We start from the raw sequence: 21,521 nt of genomic DNA, 5'->3' as shown, positions 1-21,521 counted from the left end.
ATAGCTTGATTAGGAGATTCATGATGAATAACAACATTATGAGATTTATCAAGATAATTTCAATCGCCATATTCACTCTTATTCTTGGAGTTGGCGTGATGGAAACCATGGTTGATGAAGCGCAGGCTGGTGGGTTCGGTAGGGGAGCAAGTGCTGGCGGTGCCGGTGCTGGCGGTGCCGGTGCTGGCGGTGCCGGTGCTGGCGGTGCCGCTGGTGGTGGTAGTAGCGGTGCCGCTGGTGGTGGTTCGGGCAGTGGTGTGGGTCCAGGCTCATCGGGTTGGGGTGGTTTCGGCACCGTGAGCCCGGGATCGCAAGGACTAACCGACCAGACGAAAGATCGGACTCGCATTCAGGAACCGGATAGGCTCCAGATCCAGGATCAGGATCGCCTGCATGACCCAGATCGAATCCAGGATCAAACCCGGCTGCACGATCAGGATCGCGACCCCGATCCAATTCATGACCAAGATCAGGATCAAGTCCGACTGCGTGACCGTGATGCGATCGTGGGATGGGGTGATAAATCCTGAATCAATAATGATAGGCGGCAAGGCTCCCGGTAGGTGACCGGGGGCTTTATTTATTGTCGGATCAACGTGGGAGTTCCAGCACCGCTTCCAGTCCGCCTTGCGGGTGATTGCGCAGCGTCAGGTCGCCGCCGTGGGCGCGGGCGATGTTGCGGGCGATGCTCAAGCCCAGACCGGCGCCGCCGGTGTCGCGACTGCGCGAGCTTTCCAGCCGGTAGAACGGCTCGAAAACCCGTTCCAGCTCCGTGTCGGGGATACCCGATCCATGATCGCGGATCGTCAACGTCAAGCGCTGTGGCGTGTCTCGTGCCGTGATGTCGGCGCGCTGACCGTATTTCAGGGCATTGTCCAGCAGGTTGGTCAGGCAGCGCTTTAAGGCCAGCGGCCGGCAACGTAAGGGTTGGCGGACCGTGCCGGCGATGCCTACCTCGTCGCCGACATCCTCCGCATCCTCCTGCAACGATTCCAGCAAGGCGTTGAGATCCACCGAGGCGATGGGTTCGCTGTTCTCGCCACCACGCAGGAAATCCAGCGACGCTTGCGCCATGTGCTGCATGTCGTCCAGATCGGCCTGGAATTTTTCCCGCAGCGGCGAATCGTCCAGCAGTTCGGCGCGCAGCCGCAAGCGGGTGATCGGGGTCTTGAGGTCATGGGACATCGCGGCGAGGATGCGATCGCGGTCCTCGATGTAGCGAATCAGCCGATCCTGCATGGTGTTGAAGGCGGCGGCGGCGCGGCGGACTTCCAACGGCCCGGATTCGGCCAGCGGCGGGCGGCGAATGTCGCGACCCAGTTCGGCGGCGGCGTTAGCCAGCACGGTCAGCGGTCGGGTCAAGGCACGTACCGCCAACGCCGCCAGCACCGCGACCGACACCAGCAATACCAGCAGAATCAGCAGCAGGCGTGTCGGCCAGGCGATGACCTCTTCCGGCAGCACTTGCTGGAAGGTGACCACGGTCTCGTCGTGCAAGCGCACCTGCACCACGAAATTGCGCAAACCCAACATCATCGCGTGCTGCCAGCGGCGCGGCGGGCGGTCTGCTTCTTCGGGTGGGGGCGGAGGACGATCGGCCCAGTCGCGCGGCGGCCGGTGCGGGGCACGCCAAGCTGGCCGGTCGGCGATGGGTGGCGGCCAGTCGTCGGCAATCTCGACCTGAAACGGTCGGTCCGGGCCGAGCTGGCGGCGCAGCAAGGCGCGGAACAGCGTGGTGTGGTAGCGCTCGTCGGTCGTCGCCTGCTCGGACCAGGGCAGATCGAGGCTGAGTCGGGTGGGTGGTAGATCCAGCGCCGTTACCAGGCGGCGGCGTTCGGCCTCGTCCAGCGTGTCCAGCAGGCCGACGATGGCGGCGATGCGCTGGGCGATGTGGCCGCCGATGGCGTGAGAGAGCGCCTGTTCGCGGTCTTGCAGCAGAATCCCGGCGCTCAACAGTTGAGCGAGCACTAGACCACCGGTCAGGAACAGCAGCAGCCGACCGAACAGGGATTGCGGCAACAGGCGCATCAAAACTCCCGGCTGACGTGGGCCGCCAGCAGATAGCCTTCGCTGCGAACGGTCTTGATGATGACTGCCTCGCGCGGGTCGTCGCGCAGCCGCCGGCGCAAGCGGCTGACCTGCACGTCGATGCTGCGGTCGAATGGCATGGCCTCGCGGCCCTGGGTCAGGTCCAGCAACTGATCGCGGTTCAGCACTCGCTGCGGATGCTCCAGAAACACTTGCAGCAGCCGGTATTCGCTGGTACCCAGCGGTACTCGCACCTCATCGGGCGCGATCAGTTGCCGGCTGGCCACGTCCAGGCTCCAGCCGGCGAAATGGAAGCGCTTGGGTTCGCCCGGTTCGCCGGGGGTGTTGCGGCTGCGCCGCAGTACGCCCTTGATGCGGGCCAGCAGTTCGCGGGGGTTGAACGGTTTGGACAGGTAATCGTCGGCGCCCATTTCCAGCCCGACGATGCGGTCGGTGTCGTCGCCGCGAGCGGTCAGCATGATGATCGGGATCTGCGAGCGGGCACGCAGATTGCGGCACAGCACCAGTCCGTCGTCGCCGGGCAGCATCAGATCGAGGACGATTAGATCGACCGGCGCCTGCTCCAGTGCCGCCCACAGCCCCCGGCCATCGGCCGCGCCGCTCACTCGGAAGCCGTTGCGGCTCAGGTAGTCGGCGAGCAGTTCGCGCAAGCCGGGATCGTCGTCCACGATGAGAAGGTGATCGCTCATGATATCGGCCGTGGTGGTCAGAGATGGCGGGATGGGATGCGGTTTGCCAAACTGCAGTTTCAGCGAGTCCGGGATTTGTCGGTTCGACAGCGCAAACACCGCCCGTACCGCGCACAAGGGGTTTACGAGGAAGGAATATGCCGAATACCGCGAAAAAACTCACGCTATACGATGATCTGTTGGCCCTGCCGGACCATGTGGTGGGCGAGATCATCGGCGGACAGCTCCACGTTCAACCCCGGCCGGCCGGGAAGCACACCTTGGCGCATTCGGAACTGATCGTTGAGTTGGGTGGCCCTTTCAACCGTGGTCGTGGCGGTCCGGGCGGGTGGTGGATCTTGACGGAGCCCGAAATCCATTTCATCCGCGACACCGAGGTGGCGGTGCCCGACCTAGCCGGTTGGCGCCGGGAGCGGATGCCAGCCCTGCCCGAGGATCATCGCTTCGAGATCGTGCCCGACTGGGTCTGCGAAATCCTTTCCCCCAGCACTGCCCGCAAGGATCGGGCATTGAAGCTGCCTCTTTATGCCCGCTTCGGCGTGGCGCATGCCTGGCTGGTGGACCCGGCGGCGCGCACCCTGGAAGCGTTCGAGCTGCGCGAGGGACTGTGGAGTCTGGTCGGAGTGTTCAAGGACGAGGATACGGTGGCCGCGCCGCCGTTTGCCGCCGTTCCGTTCGGGTTGGCTGTGCTATGGGGCTGACTCCGTGGGGCTGATATAAACCGAACTACTTGGGCAGTATTGTGTTTTATTATTTATTTATCAAACAGTTGGTTGCCTGTTAACAAATTTTGGATCAATTTGCGGGTAGCTCCTGGGTAGCTTCTGGGCGATTCTCGATCCTAGCTGCCTATTGTGAGATACAACTAACGCCCCACTTCGCCCGCAGCCCTGACGACGCGAAGCGGCGGCAGGGATGTCGGGTGGAAGTGATGGTTGGGCACCATTACCTCAAGTCTGCGGCGAGCTTCCATTTGACGCTCCCAGGAAGCAGGCACTCCCAGAAGCGCCAGCCGTTCACCGGATTGCCGGTAATAGCCACAGCTGCTGCAGAAGGGGACGTAAACCGCTTGCCGTTCATTACCAAGGCTCCGTTTTTAACCAAGGCGCTGTGCTGTTGGCCCTTGTATGTTGCTCGGAACTGAGTGCCGTGGGGAAATGAAACGCCCTTTGACACCCAGGCAACGCCTCCCGGCTCTACCGTCGCTGCTCCGTTTTTCTGCGTGGGCTTTGCGAGACCGAGGAGCTCCCGAAGAACATCGTTCTCTGTCATCTCTTCAGAACGACGGCGAGATGTAAGCTCTTTGAACACCTCAAAGTCAACGACAATGTTAGTCATAGCTATAACTCCTATCTTTACTATAGGAGAAATAGTAGTATTTATAGAAACCCTGTCAACAGGCGCCGATCACGGTGCCCAATAAATAATTATACGGTTCTGTATAGCTGACCTAGTAGTAGTGATATACAGCAGGTCATGAATCAAATGTCACATAAGCAGGTGGTGATTTTACGAGCGGGGCGCTTCTCGTACAGCATCGAAGTAACAGTACGTTGACGCTGGTTTACAACCCCCACCCAAAGTGCCGGCCGCGATAGTGGAACAGGGTTTTGGTGTACTCGGGATGACGGCGGCGGTTCTGTTCGGCTAGGTTGAACAGAAGTGCCGGACCTGGGCAGGCGCCAAAACGGGAGCAAGGCGCGCTCCCCGCTGTTTGGATCAGTGTGCCAGCGCAACGGGAGTTTTGAGGCGTCGCGCAGGCATGAGGTCGGGTTGGTGGCGCCGATCATTCAGGGTGGTGGCGGGCTTTGATCGGATCGATACCGCTGGCCAATGGTCCAAGCAGATTCTTGGCGCGGTGGCGGGCTTCTTCCAGGGTGATGGTCGTGAAATCCCCGACCTTGATGCGGCGACTTTGGTAACCGACGCCCTTCACCACGCGGTAGGTCTTTGTGGCCGTTCGGATAGACGCTTTTGTACTCAATGCCGATTTCAGCAATACCGGGTAATACCGTTCGGCGATACAAACCGTTACAAAAATCCCATTTCGGCAAAATGCCGGTTACATGGCGGTGGTGTAATGGTTCCCGAAGCAACCCAACAAGAGGAATTCGAACATGAAAACGCTACGCAAACGTTTACTGATCGCCGCCACGGTCGCCGGTATCGGTCTGACCACTGCTGCTTTTGCCGGTCCCTGGGGCGGTCATGGTCCGATGATGGGCGGTGGTCCCGATTGCCAGATGGGCGGCGGTCCGCGTGGAGGCGGTTTTGGCCAACGCCATGCCATGATGCAGCAGTACCACGCCGAGCGGATGGAATTGCTGGCCGCGCGGCTCAAGCTGAAGCCGGAGCAGGAGAGTGCTTGGAAAGCCTTCCTCGGCGCCCAGGACGCACGCCACGCCGCCATGTTCAAAACTCGGCAGGAGATGCGGATGCAGGATCGGGAAACCGCGCTAGCTCAATTCGAGGTGCGGGTGCAGATCATGGAACAGCGACTGGCCGGCATGAAGGCCGTGACCAAGGCCGCCGGCGATCTGTATGGGGTCCTCGACCCCGACCAGAAACAGGTCATGGACAAATTCTTCACCGAGCGGCCGATGTGGCGCGGGCGTGGACAAGGGCGCGGACAGGGACCAGCGGCGATGTCGGGTCAGCCAGCGGCGATGCCGGGTCAGCCAGCGGACGCGCCGGCCGGGCAAGCGGACGATAGTGACGACGACGAATAGCAAATTCCTTATCTCATTAACGACTTGTGAGGGGGCGGTGCTCATGCGGGCGCCGCCCTTTTTCGTTGTGGAATTCCGTCGGACATCCTTCGTCTTCGTTCTGCGTTAGACTTGCCGCGATTCGAATTAAAACCGTAAATTTGTTATGTTAATCGGCAAGGCGGGACAGCCAAAAAGGCGAGGGCTATGCTGGAAGAACACATCCAAAAGATCATTGAGTTGCGTCATGAAGCTCCCTATTCGATCTTGGGACCTCATTACGTCGAACGGGAACGAATGCTGACGATCCGCGCCTTTTTGCCGGGGACCGAGCGAGCCTACGTGCTGCCGGCGAACGGCTCCGTCCGGCGGGAAATGCAGCGCATACATCCAGATGGATTGTTCGTGGCCCGGATTCCGGGAGTCACGATGCTGGAGTACCGGCTCCTCGCCGTCGACGCCGCCGGTCAGTCCTCCACCTTCCACGACCCCTACGCCATTCACGAACCCTCTTTCACCCACGCCGACGGCCAAGCGCTGCAAACGGGAACACTGGAAAACCTGTTCGCCAAACTGGGCGCGCACCTGCGGGTGAAGGAAGGCGTGATGGGCGTCAACTTCACGGTCTGGGCGCCCCACGCCAGCCGGGTCAGCGTGGTCGGCACCTTCAATGAATGGGATGGTCGCCGCCATCCGCTGGAGCGGCACCAATCCGGGGTATGGGAACTATTCGTGCCGGATCTGGGCTTGGGCGAGCTGTACAAGTACGAGATTCGCAACGCCGAAGGCGCGGTGTTTCTCAAGACCGACCCGCTGGCTTTCCATACCGAGGTCTATCCCAAGACCGCCGCCTTTGCATACGACTGGCAGCGTTGCCACGACTGGAGCGATGCGCCCTGGATGGCACGAGCCATGGAAACGTCTGGCTGGGAGCTGCCGGTCGCCATTCACCGGGTCACGCTGCGTGAGTCCACCGCCGCTGACCCCGGACAGGTCGCCACCTATGGCCAGCTCGGGGACATCGTCCTGCCCTGGCTGTCGGAACGGAGTTTCAGCCATGTCGAACTGGCATTCTGGGCCGAAGGCGAGACGGTAGCCGGCTATTTCACTCCCAATCCCCGTTATGGTCGGCCCGAGGAGCTGATGGCTTTCATCGATGCCTGCCACCAGCGGGATATCGGGGTGATCCTGGACTGGATTCCGCCACGGATACCACTTGAGGGGCAGGAACTGAGCTGGTTCGACGGCACGCGGATTTACGACCGCGACGATGTCGGCGGCCGGTTGGCGTTCGACCTGAAGCGGCCCGAGGTCCGCAACTTCCTGCTGGCCAACGCGCTGTTCTGGCGTCAGGTTTACCATGTCGATGCGCTGCGGACCGACGCCCGCACCTTCGCCGAACGGCTGCAAGGGCAAGCGGCGGTGGATGGCTTGCGGTTCCTGCTGCGGGAAGACGCGCCGCAACCCACTTTGACGGCGACGGAGTGCGCCGACCTGATCGCGGGTTGCCATACCGATCCTCACGCCTTGCTGGGACCGCATCCGCTACCGGGGGAATCGGGTCTGAGCGTGGTGCGCGCCCTGTTGCCGGATGCCGAAGCGCCCTTCCTGCTGTGCGAGAATCAGCCACGGGTGTTGTACCCGCTGCATTGGGTCCACAACGGCGGTTTGTGCGAAACGCGGGTAATCGGTCAGCCGGAGTCGCTGCGCTATCGGCTGAGCGCGACCGAGCACGGCCGGACCTGGACTTTCGAGGACCCCTATGCCTTTGCGTACTCGATCTTCGGCGACCAGGACTGTCACTTGTTCGCCGAGGGTAATCACTACCGAATTTTCGAAAAATTCGGCGCGCACGTCCGGACGGTGAGAGGCGTCTCCGGGGTTAATTTCGCGGTCTGGGCGCCCAACGCCCGGCGGGTCAGCGTGGTCGGCACCTTCAATGAGTGGGATGGCCGCCGCCATCCGATGCGCCTGCGGCCAGGGTCGGGAATCTGGGAGTTGTTCGTGCCCGGTCTGGGCGAAGGCGATCTGTACAAGTTCGAGATTCTGCCCCGTAATGGTCCCTTGTTCCTGAAAACCGATCCCTATGCCTTCCACACCGAGACGCCACCCGGCACCGCCAGCGTGGTGTACGATCCGGCCGGCAAGCATCAGTGGCGCGATGGCGAGTGGATGCAACGGCGAGCGGGCGCCAAAGCTTGGGAACGACCGGTGGCCATTTACGAGGTCCACGCCGGTTCGTGGCGACACCGGCCGGACGGCGGCTTCCTATCCTACCGGGACTTGGCCGACCAACTGATTCCCTATGTGCTGGAGATGGGGTTCACCCACATCGAATTCCTGCCACTGGCCGAGCATCCCTACGGTCCGTCCTGGGGCTACCAGATATCCAACTTCTACGCGCCGACCGCGCGTTTCGGTAAGCCGGAAGATCTGATGGAGCTGATCGACCGCTGTCACCAGCACGGTATCGGGGTGATTCTCGATTGGGTCCCGGCGCATTTTCCCAAGGACGCCCATGCCATGGCCTGGTTCGACGGCACGCATCTATACGAGCACGCCGACCCGCGCCAGGGCGAACACCCCGATTGGGGTACGCTGATCTTCAATTACGGCCGCCATGAGATCGAGAATTTCCTAATCGCCAATGCGCTGTATTGTCTGGAGAATTTCCATTTCGACGGGCTGCGGGTCGATGCGGTGGCCTCGATGCTGTATCTGGATTACTCCAAGAAAGATTGGATTCCCAACAAGTACGGCGGCAACGAGAATCTGGAAGCCATCGAGTTCATCAAGCACACCAACGCCGTGGTCCACGCCCAGCATCCGGGCGTGATGATGATCGCCGAGGAATCGACCGCTTGGCCGAACGTGTCGCGGCCCACCGATCACGGCGGATTGGGCTTCGGCTTCAAGTGGAACATGGGCTGGATGCACGACGTGCTGTTCTACCTGCAAAAGGCGCCGGTGCATCGTCGCCATCATCACGACAAGCTGACCTTCGGCATCGTCTACGCCTTCAACGAGAACTTCATCCTGTCGCTGTCGCACGACGAAGTGGTGCATCTGAAAAAATCGCTGCTGGGCAAGATGCCCGGCACCGAGCGGGAGCAGTTCGCCAACCTGCGCCTGCTGTATGCCTTCATGTACGGTCATCCCGGCAAGAAGCTGCTGTTCATGGGCGGGGAATTCGGTCAGCCCAGCGAATGGAACCACGATGCCGAACTGGAGTGGGGGTTGCTGCGCAAGTTGCCGCATCAATGCCTGCAACGCTTCGTGGCCGATCTCAATAGGCTGTACCGCCAGGAACCGGCTTGCCATCAAGTCGATTTTCGTGGCGCCGGTTTCGAGTGGCTGGACGCCGGCGGTGCCGAGACCAACGTGCTGGCCTTTCTGCGCAAGGCCCGCGATCCGCGCGAGACCATGGTGTTCGTGCTGAACTTTTCCGACCAAGCGCGCAAGCACTATCGGATTGGGGTGCCGTTCCCGGTCGAATATCGGGAGTTGTTGAACAGTGATGCCCGCGAGTACGGCGGCTCCGGCGAGACGCTGGCCGGCAAGCGCATCATGGCCGAGGAGGTTTCCAGCCACGGTTATGCCTTCTCGCTGGTCCTGAATCTGCCGCCGCTCAGCGCGGTGGTGTTGAAGCCGGCGCCGTTGGTGCTGGAGTAAGATCGGCGCCCGGCAAGTTCGCGGGTCGGCATGCGGTCGGATGCGCCTGCGCTTTCCGTGAAAGACGCCTATCTGATTTTCCATCGGGACCGGCCGAAACCCGGCCCCGTCGTGGAAACTAATGACGGATGGTTGCGGTCATAGCTTTGTATTTCGAGTTTCTCCCTCGATCCTCTTGAGCCGGCACCCAGCCGGCTTTTTTTTTGGTCGATCACGGGAGCATGGGGGATAGTACGCACGATCAGGAGTGAACGATGGATTTCGACGAAAAAGCCCAAGAGTGGGACAACGATCCAGTCAAGTTGGAGCGAGCGGCCGCGGTGGCGGCGGCGATACGGAACCGGGTTCGGTTGTCGCCGGATCTGAGTGCCTTGGAATACGGCTGCGGGACGGGGTTGTTGAGCTTTGCCCTGTACCGCGAGTTAGGTTCCATCACGCTGGCGGATAGTTCGGCGGGGATGTTGGCGGTGTTGCGGGAGAAGATCGCGGCTAGCGGCACGGATCACTTGCGGCCGATGCGCCTGGATCTGACGGTCGATCCGTTGCCGGCCGAACGCTACGACCTGATCTACACCCTGATGACCTTGCACCATGTGTCCGATGTGGATCGGATTCTGCGGGATTTCCATGCGCTATTGCGGCCGGATGGAGCGCTGTGCATCGCCGATCTGGATCGCGAGGATGGTTCCTTCCATGGCGCCGGTTTCGACGGTCACCATGGCTTCGAGCGGGAAGCGTTGCGGGACCGGTTGGCGCGGGCCGGGTTTGGCGAGATCCAGTTCGACACCTGCTACATGATGCGCAAACCACAAGGCGAGGGTGCGCGGGAGTATCCGGTGTTCCTGGCGGTGGCCCGCAAGGCTTAGCCGGCCTGTCCCCCCAGTTCCGGGTGACGAAAGCAGTCGGTGGTGTGATCGTTGACCATGCCGGTGGCCTGCATGAAGGCATAGCAGATCGTCGGTCCCACGAACCCGAATCCCAACCGTTTCAGATCCCGGCTCATCGCCTCCGCTTCCGGCGTGCGCGCCGGTACCTCGGCCAGTGAACGCCAGCCGTTTTGCTTGGGTACGGAGTCGGCGTAGCGCCATAGGAAGGTTCCGAACCCGCCGTGCCGTTCCTGAATCGTCAGGAAGCCTTGGGCATTGCGGATCGCCGCCGCGATCTTGAGGCGGTTGCGCACGATGCCGGGATCGGCCAGCAGCCGGGCGATGTCCCGGTCGTCGTAGCGGGCGATCCGCTCCGGGTCGAAGCCGTCGAAGGCCCGGCGGTAGCCCTCGCGCTTGCGGAGGATGGTCAGCCAGTTGAGGCCGGCCTGCGCGCCTTCGAGCACCAGCATCTCGAACAGCCGGCGATCGTCGTGGAGCGGCACACCCCATTCATGGTCGTGATAGGCCAAGTACAGTGGATCGCTACCGCACCAGGCACAGCGCTCGCGAGCTTGGAACTCGGTCGGATACGGCGGGGAAGCCGGTCGCGAGCCGGACCCATCGGCTTGAGACGGCATCAAAAGCCCGCCCAGCGAAACACGGTGTCCACGATATTGACCAGTTCCTCGCGAACGCGCCGTTCGCCACCCCCACAGTAATCGCCCATCAGCCAATAGGCGTCTCGATAGGCTGCCTTCAAATCGTCCGCCGCCGCTTGCAAGTGGCTCGGGTTCTCTTTCCGTAAGACGCTGTTGATCCGCTTGGCATGGGCGGCCTTGGGCAGCAACACGCAGATTTGTTGCTCGTAGGGCGGGAATCGCTGTTGGACGCTTAGACGCTCCAGGTCTTGCGCCTCGACGATGTGATGTGCGTCCCAGCCGGCATAATCGACGCTGGCTTGCCGAAATCTTCTCAAGTCGGCATAAGTCCCGATCAGTTGGTTGGCGGCGGTGAGGAAGATTCGCTCGCCCCGTGCCTTGGTGTAGGGTTCGTGGCGGACGCCCGCCGCCATGAGCAGTTGCGGAATGGTATAGGCGGGCTGCTTTGCGGTCGGTTTTTGCGTGGCCGACTTCGGCGGGTGTTGTGGCGCATGGGGTTGCGCCCGATCCGTCAGGCCGAGGGCGCCGGGCGGAGAGCCGGTGCGGCTGCCGGATGGGGCGGCATCTGGCGCGGGCGTGGAAATGCCCGTGGGTCCGGGGGCTCGATGAATGGCCATGGGGAACTCCAGCAAAACGTCAGCATGAGAACGGATGGATCAAGCGGAGGCGGAGTGCCTTTTCAGTGTAGCAAAGCGGCTCGATGTTTCCCGCTGTCAACCACGCCCACTGGGTAAGGCTCCGATCCGGCCTCAGTCTTTTTTGGTGACCATCATGGTCGTCCGGTATTCGATCACTTGCTGATTGCGCTGGTTATAGGTTTTGTTTTGGTAGATGAACAAGAATCGCTCCGGGTTTTTGGTGGGCCGAAGATCGACTACTTCGGCATCGGCCTTGAGCGTGTCCCCAAACAGCACCGGAGCAGTGATCTTGACGTTGTCCACCCCGATATAGGCATAGATTTCATAGCCGTCTTGGGCCAATAGTTCGGTGATGTTGTCCGCCTGGTGAACCAGGCCGTCGGCGACGGCAAAAATGATTGGGCCAGCCAGAGATCGCTCCTTGAACCAGGTTCCCTTGGCATATTCGGAATTACTGTGAATCGCCATATTGAACCATGTGAGTTGATGTAGGATGGAGAAATCCCCGACATCCAGCGTCCTGCTGACCCGACAAGGAATTTTGGTGCCTGCTGTTACTTTTCCCATAAACGATGGTTCCTCTTCACTTAACAAACCACAAAAACCTTTAGGCATGTTGTCATAATCGGTAATAGCGCTGACCTTGCTGTTTTGACTCGCTCCAAGACGTCGTCTGTTTTTGGCGCCTCATGGAAAACTTGTTTTCGAACTCCATAAGCGCATCTAACAACAAGCTTAATTATTTCCTTTTCATTTATCTCATCTTTCTTAAGCGCTGCCTCAAGATTTTGACTAAAATTTATCTTCCCTGATTCTGAGGTTATGTTAAAGGTCTTTAGGTTGTTTGTGTATTCTATGGATATTTCTAATAATTTTTTTTAGCATCTGGCGTGCTTACCAGCTCCTGTATTAAAAACTCAAATTTGTCGGCATCACTCCTGGTTTTGCCATCAATATCAGAGAAAAGACTGTAAAATCCATTAAATGCAATCCAGGTCAGTATGAAGCTTTTGATTTCATCTTGCTCAAGATAGCTTCGCTCTATCCAATCAGCAATTCTCAACAATTCTGCTTGTTGGTCTTTTGATGTTTTCTTAAAGCCATCTTCCCAATAGGATTGGATATTGGCCAAGCTGTCTTCTCCGTCCAAGACAGTCCAGGAAGCGTCATGCGCCCAGCAAAGCGGTCTCTGCAAAATAACACCCGCCTTGATCAATGCTTGTCTGTTCGTTAATTCAGGATGTGTTTTTAATCTAATGGATAATGCGAAAAAATTCTTTTGGTAGATCATGCGCTTGAGCATTATTTCCCGAATTGCCTGAGCATCCAAGCGGGCGAGTGTTTCTTCGGCATACTCACTCCCTCTACCCTGAGGGTGTGCTTCATCAAATGATGAAGTCTCGTATGTTCGTTCAACGGTCATTGTCCCGTCTTTTTGGAGTTCAAATTGATAACCATTCAATATTTCAGACTCCCGCAAACTTGGCGCTATTATAAATGTTGCATGCCATATGAATTTGTGCATATCTTAATTCATTTGGAAAGACTGACAAGTAATTATCCGGTTTCGCCTATCCTGTGCCACGGCAATATGGATTAACTAGAGATGTGGCCTCTTAAATCGTACCCATCAGCGCTAACCCTACCATCGCTCATTGAGTTGACCATTGTCTAAGTTTAGATCACCGTCGTCGCGTTTCCAACCACTTTTTCCCATCCACTTTCCGCAACCGACACAATCCACGCGCTTTCTCCATTTATTCCGTTGAGTCCATTGTTTCGGAGTCTGAATCACGAGCTACTTTATCGACGGTCTCAGCGATCCAATTTTGTTCTATCCATATTCCCTTTCTGTATATTAAAAAATCATAATATTTATATTGAATTAGGATCAAATTCAGTTTCTCGGGGAGATAAGCACGTTTGATAAAAGTAGGGGTGCCATTGGCGTATTTATTGCTCCAACTTGGGCAAACCTTCATTTCTCCCTGAAACCACCCCTAGCGATGCACTATGAATGCACTTTCCTCTCAAGCACACGCCACTTCCATTGCCATCATGGGCAGCGGCGGGGCTGGCTCCATCACCACCGGCAGCTTGCTGCTAGAAGCAGCAGGTCAGGTGGGCTGGTACGGTTTGTTGACCCGTTCGGTGGGTCCGCAGATCCGTGGCGGCGAAGCACTGGCCATGGTGCGCCTGGCGCCCACTCCCGTAACCGGTCACGGCGACCGTTATGACGTGCTGGTGGCTTTGGATTGGCACAATGCCAGCCGCTTCATCGCCGAGGTGCCTCTGGACGACAAAAGCCTGATTCTCGCTGACGCCAATGGGGGTGACCCGCCGCCCGCGATCCTGGCGACGGGTGCTCACTTAGTCACCTTGCCGTTTACCGATTTGGCCGATGAGCTACCGGGCGCGCGACCCAACCTGCTGGCCTTGGGGATGCTGTCCGAACTGCTCGGCATATCGATGGACAGCACGACGCAAGCGGTAATCCGTACCCTGAGTGACAAGGGGTTATCCGCCGCCCATGCCACCGATGCGCTCGCCGCCGGCGGCCAATTGACCACCACTTTCCCTCACACCCAGCGCCTGGCTCCCCCCAAGCCACGCGACACAGGCAGGTATTGGCTCATTACCGGCAACCAAGCCGCCGCCTTGGGCGCTCTGCGCGGCGGGGTGCGCTTTGCCGCCGTGTATCCCATCACGCCGGCGACGGATTTGTCGGAGTGGATGGCGCCTCGCCTGCAAAAGCTGGGGGGACAACTGATTCAAGCCGAGGATGAAATCGCCTCCATGAACATGGTGTTGGGCGCCTCGTTCGGCGGCATTCCGTCCATGACCATCACCTCCGGCCCAGGCTTGGCGCTGATGACCGAAACACTGGGATTGGCGGTCGCGGCGGAAGTCCCCGCCGTGGTGGTCAACGTCATGCGCGGTGGTCCCTCCACGGGCATTCCGACCAAATCCGAGCAGTCCGATCTGAATATTGCCTTGTACGGTCTGCATGGCGATGCTCCCCATCTGGTGCTGGCCTCCCAATCGGTCGCCGATTGCCTGACCACGACCCAGTGGGCGGTGCAATTATCGGAAGCCTTGCAATGCCCCGCCATCGTATTGTCCGATCAGTTCATGGGGCAGGCGCTGACGATCTGCGAACGGCCCGCTCCGCTGCCCGACGCACCGCCACGGCGCATCGCCTCGGCGGGCAGCGATCGTTATGACCGTTATGCCTTGACCGAGGATGGCATCTCGCCGATGGCCATTCCCGGTACCCTGGGCCGCCAGCATACGGCCGATGGCTTGGAACACAATGCGCACGGCACGCCATCCAGCGGTGCCGCCGACCATTTGGCGCAACTCAACAAACGTTGCACCAAACTAGAGCAATACGACTATGGCGACGCCTGGGCGGAAATCGATGGCGAAGGCGAAACCGTGGTGCTGACCTGGGGGTCCACCGCCGCCGCGGTTCTGGAAGCAGCGACCCAAGCACGCGCCTCGGGTCTGGCCGTCAAGGTCATTGCCCTGCGCCTGTTGTCGCCGACGCAACCGGACAAAATGGCCCTGGCCATGCGGGGTGCCCGGCGAGCGCTAGTGGTGGAACAAAGCCATTCCGCGCAGTTCCATCATTTTCTCCGCGCTTATTACCCCTTGCCCGACCAAGTCGAAGTCATCAGTCGGCCAGGACCCTTGCCCATCCGTCCGGGCGAAGTGCTTAACCTCCTGCTGCACGGTAATCAATCATGAATAAAGCGGAACCTCTCATCGCCCGGTATTCCCACAAGGATTACAAATCCGCCGTCAAGCCGATCTGGTGTCCCGGTTGCGGCCATTTTGGGGTCGAATCCTCGCTGTTTCGGGCACTCGCCTACCTGGAATTGCCGCCGGAACAGGTGGCCGTCGTCTCCGGCATCGGTTGTTCATCGCGCATTCCCGCGTATACGCAGTGCTATGGGTTTCACGGCGTGCACGGCCGTGCCCCGGCGGTGGCGACCGGATTGAAGCTGGCTCGGCCCGAGTTGACGGTCATCGTCACCAGCGGCGACGGCGACGCGTTTTCCATCGGTGGCAACCACTTCATTCACGCCTGCCGGCGCAACGTGGACATGACCCTGCTGGTGATGGACAACGAGGTTTACGGCATGACCAAGGGCCAACCTTCGCCCACCACCCCGGCGGACTGGGACAGCAAGATCGCGCCGGGTGGCACCGGGGTCAATCCCTTCGCGCCGCTGGCGGTGGCGTTGGCGTCGGGTGCCAATTTTATCGCTCGTGGTTTTTCCGGCGATCCCAACGGTGTCGCCCGCCTGTTGGTGGAGGCGATCCAACATCCCGGTTTTTCCTTCGTGCAAGTGCTGAGTCCCTGCGTGACCTACCGCCCGGAAGAAAAATTCTGGAAGAAAATGGTGCATTCCAGTTCGGTGGAACCCACCCACGATCCCGCCGTGGCCGGCCATCGCCTGCTCAGCGACGATGGCTTCACCACTGGGGTCTTCTACATCGGCAACCGTCCCACTTACACCGCCACGGTCGGGACGTCCGACAACGATCTCAGTGCCATCGAAGAGGAGTTGGCGATATGAACCTGGTCATCAACACGCTCGATGAACTGCTTGCCCACGCCCATGAGTTGGAACGCGAAGCCGTGGAACGCTATGAGGATCTGGCGGGCCAAATGGAGGTGCACAACCAGCCCGAACTCGCCGAGCTGTTCCATAAGATGGCCGCCATCGAACAACAGCATGTGGTCAAGGTGGAAAGCTTGGCGGGCAGTCAACCGCGCCCGCTCGCGCCCTGGGATTACCAGTGGCAAACGCCCGAATCGCCGGAAAGCGTACCCGTGGGTCAAGGTCATTACCGGATGAATCCACACCAGGCCCTGACCCTGGTTTTGGCCTGCGAGGAGCGTGCCGAAGCCTTTTTCGCCGAGCTGGCCGAAAGCACCAGCGATCCGGCGGTACGGGAAATGGCTGTCCAGTTCGCGGCGGAGGAAAAACAACACGCGGAGCTGTTGAAGGAATGGCTGGCCCGTTACCCCGAACCGAAAGCGGACTGGTGGCAGGATCTGGACGATCCGATCGCGCAAGAGTGAACACGCCCGGCGTGCCCACGAAATCTGTTCCACATTAAACTGACCCCCATGGCTGCAAAAGGCGTCCATTTCCGGTGCCATCATTCAGACCGGTGATCCTTGTTGCCTTGGGGGTGAGTCCACCATACTCAACTTATCTCCCGAGGCGGTGGCCAGTCGTTCCATTGCCGACCCATCCCAACCGCCCATCCGTCGATTCCACGCCGATCGGATGGTTCGGTGGGATGGCGTCAGAGGGTGAAACGCCCGCCCCGGTCCAGGCATCCTGAGTCGGTTCGACGCCGTGGCCCGGAGTCGGTTGCGTTTTCGACGAGCATGTGACCGGCGTCCCTCGCGGGCGATCACTGGGCCGACGATTTGGCTCTTTTAAGGGTGACGTGGGTGTCGGTGTGGCTATTGCCATACCAATCCGTGGAAGTGGTGCTGTCGATCGTGGTGCTGTGGGGCTTCCCATCCGCGCCGATCCAGCTCGTGCGCCGGCGCGTGGTCTGCCGTTCGGGGCTTTCGCGCCAGGTCTCGACGGTGGTCACTGGGCGGGTGATTGCCTGATTGCGCCCCGGCGCGTAATAACTGGCATGCCGATCTTCTTCCACATACCTGCTGTGGTAGGTACCGTCCGGGGCATAGCCGCCCGCGCTGCGATAATCCCGCCGCACGGTGGGGTTGTATTCCGGGTAATAGCCGTACTCAGCGGGGCCGTCATCGTCCGGGTCATATTCGGGGCCGTGCGCCTGCGCGGTCACGGGTGTAAATCCCAGCATACCGGTCGATAGCACCAATGCGATGGTCCATGTCATAAGATTCGGTTTCATCGGTTCGCTCCAGGGTCGATCTGCTTGAACGGGGAACGATGTCGGCGCTCTACGCGTGCGAGCGACGCATCATCGCCATGAGGAAACATCTGATCGCACCATTAATGTAGGGAGAGCGGCCTTAATAAATACTGAATGTATCCTGGCCATGGACCAGAATCAGGATACCAGGAAAGCAGTTAACTATTTGGTCGGGGTGACAGGATTTGAACCTGCGACTTCTGCCTCCCGAAGGCAGCGCTCTACCAGGCTGAGCTACACCCCGATGGGGAAGGACTTTCAAGAGTGGCGGTTTACCGCAAAGTGGGCCAATCCAACCAGCGCATCCTTGGCGCTTGAATCGGCCAGCAGTGCCAAGCTGGCAATCGCCTGTTCGGCCTCCCGCTCGGCAAGACGCGAAGTATAATCCAGCGCCCCGGTGGACTCAATAGTGCGGGTAACGATCTCGATGTACTCCAACCCGCCATGCTCGATGGCCTCACGGATGATCCGGGCCTGCTCGGGCGTGCCGTGGCGCATGGCGTGAATCAGCGGCAGGGTCGGTTTGCCCTCGGCCAGGTCGTCGCCGATGTTCTTGCCCAGTTCGGCGCTGGAAGCGCTGTAATCCAGCACATCGTCGATCAGTTGAAACGCGGTTCCCAGATGCAGCCCGAAGCGAGCCAGCGCCCGTTCCTCCGCCTCCGGTCGACCGGCCAGCACCGCGCCCAGTTGTGCCGCCGCCTCGAACAGCTTGGCGGTCTTGCAGTGAATCACCGCCATATAGCGTTCTTCGCTGGTGTCGGGGTCATGGCAGTTGAGCAATTGCATGACCTCGCCCTCGGCGATGGTATTGGTGGTATCGGCCAGAATTTCCATGACCCGCATGTTGCCGATGTCGACCATCATTTGGAACGAACGGGAATACAAAAAGTCGCCCACCAACACGCTGGCCTGATTGCCCCAGATGGCGTTGGCCGTTTCCCGTCCGCGGCGCAGGCTGGATTCGTCCACCACATCGTCGTGCAGTAGGGTAGAGGTATGGATGAACTCGATGATGGCGGCGGCGCCGATATGCCGGTCGCCGGTGTAGCCACAGGCGCGCGCCGCCAGCAGCACGGTTGCCGGCCGCAGCCGTTTGCCGCCGCTGTCGATGATATAGCTGGCCAACTGGTTGATCAGCACCACGTCGGAATGGAGCTGCCGACGGATCAGGGCGTTGACGGCGCGCATGTCGTCCGCGACTGGCGCGCGGATCTGTTCGATATCCATGGAGAGAGGTAGGGTTGACCAGGACGCCCGCCATGCTACGGATTGGTTGCGGCAGGGTCAAGGCGAGGACCTAAGCGCCGCTGTCAACAGGAATTTGTTTGACCTTGCCAGGGGGTATCGCTAGAATTACGCCCCTTTAGTCGGGACGGATGAGCCGTCTGGAGATTTCGCTATGTACGCAGTCATTAAAACCGGAGGCAAACAATACCGGGTGGCCGAGGGCCAGACTCTCAAGGTCGAAAAACTCGAAATCGAGGAAGGCGCCTCCGTGGAATTCGATACGGTATTGATGATTGCCGACGGCGACCAGATCGCGGTCGGCGCACCCTATGTCGAGGGTGCCCGGGTGACGGCCACCGTCAAATCCCAGGGGCGCGGTCCCAAGGTCCGAATCGTCAAGTTCCGCCGCCGCAAGCACTACCGCAAGACCCAGGGCCACCGCCAGTCCTTCACGGAGCTGAGCATCAGCGGCATCAGTGGTCTCCAAGCGACCGCCTCGGCGGCATCGATCGAGAGCTGAAATCATGGCACACAAGAAAGCAGGCGGCAGCAGCCGTAACGGTCGCGACTCGCAAGCGCAGCGTTTGGGCGTCAAGCTGTTTGGCGGGCAACTGGCGCGCGCCGGCAATATCATCGTCCGGCAGCGAGGAACCCGGTTCTATCCGGGCCTGAACGTTGGTTGCGGCAAGGATCATACCCTGTTCGCCAAGGCCGACGGCCATGTGGTGTTCACGGTCAAGGGTCCCCACAATCGCAAGTACGTGAGTATCCAGCCGGCGCAATAGTGCCGCCAAGCTTCACCGAGCGTGTCGAAAGCCCCGTCCGGGGCTTTTGTTTTGTCCACGGTTCGCAAAGGACGCCATGAAATTCGTCGATGAGGTCATCATCCGGGTCGAGGCCGGCGACGGCGGCGACGGCTGCGTCAGCTTCCGGCGGGAGAAATACATTCCCTTCGGCGGTCCAGACGGCGGCGACGGCGGCGATGGCGGCAGCATCTACCTGCGGGCCGACGCCGAACTGAATACCCTGGCCGATTACCGTTTTACCCGGCGGTTTCGCGCCGAGCGCGGCCAGAACGGCCGGGGCGCCAATTGTACCGGGCGAAGCGGCGCCGATCTGATCGTGGTCGTGCCGGTCGGGACGATGGCTTATGACGCCGATACCGGTGAACTGATTGGCGATCTGGTCGAGCCGGATCAGCGCCTGTTGGTGGCGCGTGGCGGTTTTCACGGTCTCGGCAACACCCGCTACAAAAGCAGCACCAACCGCGCCCCGCGCCAATTCAAGCCCGGTACGCCGGGCGAGGCGCGCGAGTTACGGTTGGAGTTGAAGGTCATCGCCGACGTTGGGCTGCTGGGGATGCCGAACGCCGGCAAATCCACCCTGATTCGCGCGGTGTCCGCTGCTCGGCCCAAGGTGGCCGACTACCCCTTCACCACCTTGCACCCCAATCTGGGCGTGGTGCGGGTCGGACCGCTGCGCGGTTTCGTGATGGCCGACATTCCGGGATTGATCGAGGGCGCCGCCGAAGGCGCGGGTCTGGGCATTCAGTTCCTGCGCCATTTGTCCCGTACCCGGCTGTTGCTGCATCTGGTGGATGTCGCGCCCCATAGCGACAGCGGCGATCCGTTGCGGGATGTCGAGATTATTCTGAGCGAACTGACCAAGTACAGCGCCGAACTGACCGAACGCGAGCGTTGGCTGGTGTTGAACAAGCTGGATCTACTTCCACCCGAGGAGTGGGTGGCACGAGTGGCCGAGATCGTGGCGGCGCTGAGCTGGACCGGGCCGGTGTTCGGGATTTCCGCCGCCAACGGCGAGGGAACGGATGTCCTGATCGAAGCGGTCATGACGCGGCTGGAGGAGCGGCGACGGGCGGAAGCGGCGGCGCGGCTGGAAGGCGAGGCGGGCGATGAAGGCGAGGCGGGCGATGTTCGATAAATCGCGCGAACAGTTGGGCGGTGCCCGGCGCTGGGTGGTCAAGATCGGCAGCGCCATGATCACCAACGACGGTCAGGGATTGGACAATTTTTCCATCGACGCCTGGGTGGCGCAGATGGCGGAGTTGCATCGGGCTGGCCGGGAGCTGTTACTGGTGACCTCCGGCGCGGTGGCCGAGGGCATGCGGCGACTGGGCTGGAGCCAGCGGCCGACCGTGCTGTCCGACTTGCAGGCGGCGGCGGCGGTGGGACAGATGGGTTTGGTGCAGGCTTGGGAGGCGGCCTTCGAGCGTCACGGCATCCGCACCGCGCAGGTCCTGCTTACCCACGAGGATGCTTCCGACCGTCAGCGCTATCTCAACATCCGCAATACCTTGCGTACCCTGCTGCGGTTGCGGGTGGTACCGGTCATCAACGAAAACGACACGGTGGCCTTCGAGGAAATCCGCTTCGGCGACAACGACACCCTGGGTGCGCTGGTGGCCAACCTGGTGGAAGCGGAGCTGTATGTCATTCTCACCGACCAGCAAGGGCTGTACGACCGCAACCCGCGCCAGTTCGCGGAGGCTTGCCTGATCAGCGAGGGCCGGGCCGGCGACGCGGCGCTGGAAGCCATGGCCGGTGGCGGGGCGGGCAGTCTGGGGCGCGGCGGCATGCTGACCAAGCTGCACGCGGCGGCCCGGGCGGCGCGCTCCGGCGCTTTTACCTTGCTGGCCTGGGGGCGCGAACCGGAGGTGCTGCGGCGGGTGGCGGGCGGCGAGGCGCTCGGCACCCTGCTGCGGCCGAGTCAGAGCCCGGTGGCGGCGCGCAAGCAATGGCTGGCGGTGCAGTTGCAGGTGCGCGGGCGGCTGCATCTGGACGCCGGGGCGGTGCGAGCCTTGCGTACGGCCGGCAAGAGTCTGCTGCCGGTCGGCGTGACGGCGATCGAAGGGCGGTTCGAGCGCGGCGATCTGGTGTCCTGCCTGGACCCCGCCGGTGGCGAAGTGGCGCGCGGGTTGATGAACTACGATGTGACGCAGGCGTTGCTGCTGATCGGCAAGACTACTCGCCGCATCGAGGAGCTGCTCGGGCATGTGGATGACCCGGAACTGATCCACCGGGATAATTTGGTGCTGGTGTAGCGGGCGGGACGATTTCGACGCGGC

The 21,521-nt window shown here is 60.7% G+C and carries 23 protein-coding genes, 1 tRNA gene and 1 pseudogene; 13 read left to right on the top strand and 12 right to left on the bottom strand.

The genetic code is table 11. From position 1 onward, the window contains the following. Window positions 1-114: 114 nt before the first annotated feature. Window positions 115-300: a hypothetical protein gene (locus E4P82_RS03495; RefSeq protein ID WP_169247596.1), complete on the top strand. Its 186-nt coding sequence runs from the start codon at window positions 115-117 to the stop codon at window positions 298-300. 17 nt (window positions 301-317) lie between these two features. On the opposite strand, the gene E4P82_RS03490 is transcribed toward E4P82_RS03495, so the two are convergent. The 3 genes from E4P82_RS03490 to E4P82_RS03480 form a co-directional block, all read right to left on the bottom strand. Further along, window positions 318-461: a hypothetical protein gene (locus tag E4P82_RS03490; RefSeq protein ID WP_169247595.1), complete on the bottom strand. Its 144-nt coding sequence runs from the start codon at window positions 459-461 to the stop codon at window positions 318-320. Between the two features lie 130 nt (window positions 462-591). Next, window positions 592-2,028, bottom strand: coding sequence for an ATP-binding protein (locus E4P82_RS03485; protein WP_246327339.1), 1,437 nt, complete (start codon window positions 2,026-2,028; stop codon window positions 592-594). Continuing rightward, window positions 2,028-2,738, bottom strand: a complete 711-nt coding sequence (locus tag E4P82_RS03480) for a response regulator (RefSeq protein WP_169247673.1) — start codon at window positions 2,736-2,738, stop codon at window positions 2,028-2,030. The genes E4P82_RS03485 and E4P82_RS03480 overlap by 1 nt, the downstream gene beginning before the upstream one ends. A gap of 137 nt (window positions 2,739-2,875) precedes the next feature. On the opposite strand from E4P82_RS03480, the gene E4P82_RS03475 reads away from it, so the two are divergent. After that, window positions 2,876-3,439, top strand: a complete 564-nt coding sequence (locus tag E4P82_RS03475; RefSeq protein ID WP_169247593.1) for a Uma2 family endonuclease — start codon at window positions 2,876-2,878, stop codon at window positions 3,437-3,439. Window positions 3,440-3,683: 244 nt separating this feature from the next. On the opposite strand, the gene E4P82_RS03470 is transcribed toward E4P82_RS03475, so the two are convergent. Together E4P82_RS03470 and E4P82_RS03465 are read right to left on the bottom strand one after the other, a co-directional pair. Continuing rightward, a complete protein-coding gene (locus E4P82_RS03470) occupies window positions 3,684-4,076 on the bottom strand; it encodes a DUF2924 domain-containing protein (RefSeq protein WP_169247592.1) in 393 nt (130 codons plus the stop codon). A 448-nt stretch (window positions 4,077-4,524) separates the two neighbouring features. After that, window positions 4,525-4,722 (bottom strand): integrase arm-type DNA-binding domain-containing protein, encoded by a 198-nt coding sequence (locus E4P82_RS03465; RefSeq protein WP_246327349.1) that lies wholly within the window; start codon window positions 4,720-4,722, stop codon window positions 4,525-4,527. A 133-nt stretch (window positions 4,723-4,855) separates the two neighbouring features. On the opposite strand from E4P82_RS03465, the gene E4P82_RS03460 reads away from it, so the two are divergent. From E4P82_RS03460 to E4P82_RS03450, 4 genes and pseudogenes are all read left to right on the top strand, one after another. Beyond that, window positions 4,856-5,467 carry a Spy/CpxP family protein refolding chaperone gene (locus E4P82_RS03460; RefSeq protein ID WP_169247590.1) on the top strand — a complete coding sequence of 204 codons (612 nt, stop codon included), beginning with the start codon at window positions 4,856-4,858 and terminating at the stop codon, window positions 5,465-5,467. Window positions 5,468-5,653: 186 nt separating this feature from the next. Beyond that, window positions 5,654-6,253 (top strand): annotated as a pseudogene (locus tag E4P82_RS23500) (GlgB N-terminal domain-containing protein); the annotation flags it as partial. A 633-nt stretch (window positions 6,254-6,886) separates the two neighbouring features. Further along, the gene (gene glgB, locus E4P82_RS23495; RefSeq protein ID WP_420887061.1) at window positions 6,887-9,118 is read left to right on the top strand and encodes a 1,4-alpha-glucan branching protein GlgB; all 2,232 of its coding nucleotides are present in this window, start codon (window positions 6,887-6,889) and stop codon (window positions 9,116-9,118) included. A 254-nt stretch (window positions 9,119-9,372) separates the two neighbouring features. Then, window positions 9,373-9,984, top strand: a complete 612-nt coding sequence (locus tag E4P82_RS03450; protein WP_169247588.1) for a class I SAM-dependent methyltransferase — start codon at window positions 9,373-9,375, stop codon at window positions 9,982-9,984. Here the strand turns inward: E4P82_RS03450 and E4P82_RS03445 are convergent. From E4P82_RS03445 to E4P82_RS03430, 4 genes are all read right to left on the bottom strand, one after another. Then, the gene (locus E4P82_RS03445) at window positions 9,981-10,622 is read right to left on the bottom strand and encodes a DNA-3-methyladenine glycosylase I (protein WP_169247587.1); all 642 of its coding nucleotides are present in this window, start codon (window positions 10,620-10,622) and stop codon (window positions 9,981-9,983) included. The two genes, E4P82_RS03450 and E4P82_RS03445, sit on opposite strands and share 4 nt — an antisense overlap. Next, window positions 10,622-11,260 (bottom strand): hypothetical protein, encoded by a 639-nt coding sequence (locus tag E4P82_RS03440; RefSeq protein ID WP_169247586.1) that lies wholly within the window; start codon window positions 11,258-11,260, stop codon window positions 10,622-10,624. Before E4P82_RS03440 ends, E4P82_RS03445 begins: the two co-directional genes overlap by 1 nt. Before the next feature lie 132 nt (window positions 11,261-11,392). After that, entirely contained in the window at window positions 11,393-11,896 is a 504-nt protein-coding gene (locus E4P82_RS03435) for a hotdog family protein (protein WP_246327338.1), read from the bottom strand. A gap of 250 nt (window positions 11,897-12,146) precedes the next feature. Further along, complete coding sequence (locus E4P82_RS03430) at window positions 12,147-12,806, bottom strand: hypothetical protein (protein WP_169247585.1); 660 nt, start codon at window positions 12,804-12,806, stop codon at window positions 12,147-12,149. 488 nt (window positions 12,807-13,294) lie between these two features. On the opposite strand from E4P82_RS03430, the gene E4P82_RS03425 reads away from it, so the two are divergent. Genes E4P82_RS03425 through E4P82_RS03415 form a run of 3 tightly spaced genes read left to right on the top strand, consistent with a single transcriptional unit; the run spans window position 13,295 to window position 16,376 of the window. Further along, on the top strand, window positions 13,295-15,031 hold the full coding sequence (locus E4P82_RS03425; RefSeq protein WP_211203012.1) for a 2-oxoacid:acceptor oxidoreductase subunit alpha: 1,737 nt from the start codon (window positions 13,295-13,297) through the stop codon (window positions 15,029-15,031). Beyond that, a complete protein-coding gene (locus E4P82_RS03420) occupies window positions 15,028-15,867 on the top strand; it encodes a 2-oxoacid:ferredoxin oxidoreductase subunit beta (protein ID WP_169247584.1) in 840 nt (279 codons plus the stop codon). Before E4P82_RS03425 ends, E4P82_RS03420 begins: the two co-directional genes overlap by 4 nt. After that, window positions 15,864-16,376 carry a ferritin-like domain-containing protein gene (locus E4P82_RS03415; RefSeq protein WP_169247583.1) on the top strand — a complete coding sequence of 171 codons (513 nt, stop codon included), beginning with the start codon at window positions 15,864-15,866 and terminating at the stop codon, window positions 16,374-16,376. Before E4P82_RS03420 ends, E4P82_RS03415 begins: the two co-directional genes overlap by 4 nt. Before the next feature lie 341 nt (window positions 16,377-16,717). On the opposite strand, the gene E4P82_RS03410 is transcribed toward E4P82_RS03415, so the two are convergent. The 3 genes from E4P82_RS03410 to ispB form a co-directional block, all read right to left on the bottom strand. Next, complete coding sequence (locus tag E4P82_RS03410; RefSeq protein ID WP_169247582.1) at window positions 16,718-17,188, bottom strand: hypothetical protein; 471 nt, start codon at window positions 17,186-17,188, stop codon at window positions 16,718-16,720. Between the two features lie 188 nt (window positions 17,189-17,376). After that, window positions 17,377-17,453: transfer RNA gene (locus tag E4P82_RS03405), tRNA-Pro, on the bottom strand. Window positions 17,454-17,467: 14 nt separating this feature from the next. Continuing rightward, window positions 17,468-18,436, bottom strand: a complete 969-nt coding sequence (gene ispB / locus E4P82_RS03400; protein WP_169247581.1) for an octaprenyl diphosphate synthase — start codon at window positions 18,434-18,436, stop codon at window positions 17,468-17,470. Between the two features lie 172 nt (window positions 18,437-18,608). Between ispB and rplU the strand changes: the two genes are divergently transcribed. The 4 genes from rplU (at window position 18,609) to proB (ending at window position 21,497) form a co-directional block, all read left to right on the top strand. Next, on the top strand, window positions 18,609-18,956 hold the full coding sequence (gene rplU, locus E4P82_RS03395; protein ID WP_169247580.1) for a 50S ribosomal protein L21: 348 nt from the start codon (window positions 18,609-18,611) through the stop codon (window positions 18,954-18,956). Between the two features lie 4 nt (window positions 18,957-18,960). Beyond that, window positions 18,961-19,221 (top strand): 50S ribosomal protein L27, encoded by a 261-nt coding sequence (gene rpmA, locus E4P82_RS03390; protein WP_169247579.1) that lies wholly within the window; start codon window positions 18,961-18,963, stop codon window positions 19,219-19,221. A 76-nt stretch (window positions 19,222-19,297) separates the two neighbouring features. Continuing rightward, complete coding sequence (gene cgtA / locus E4P82_RS03385; protein WP_169247578.1) at window positions 19,298-20,377, top strand: Obg family GTPase CgtA; 1,080 nt, start codon at window positions 19,298-19,300, stop codon at window positions 20,375-20,377. Further along, on the top strand, window positions 20,367-21,497 hold the full coding sequence (gene proB / locus E4P82_RS03380; RefSeq protein ID WP_169247577.1) for a glutamate 5-kinase: 1,131 nt from the start codon (window positions 20,367-20,369) through the stop codon (window positions 21,495-21,497). Before cgtA ends, proB begins: the two co-directional genes overlap by 11 nt. The last annotated feature ends 24 nt before the right edge of the window (window positions 21,498-21,521 follow it).

This window comes from Candidatus Competibacter phosphatis (assembly GCF_012939995.1).
GTDB lineage: Bacteria > Pseudomonadota > Gammaproteobacteria > Competibacterales > Competibacteraceae > Competibacter > Competibacter phosphatis.
Note: the sequence above shows the minus strand (reverse complement) of the source record. Positions and strands in the feature narration are given on the sequence as shown.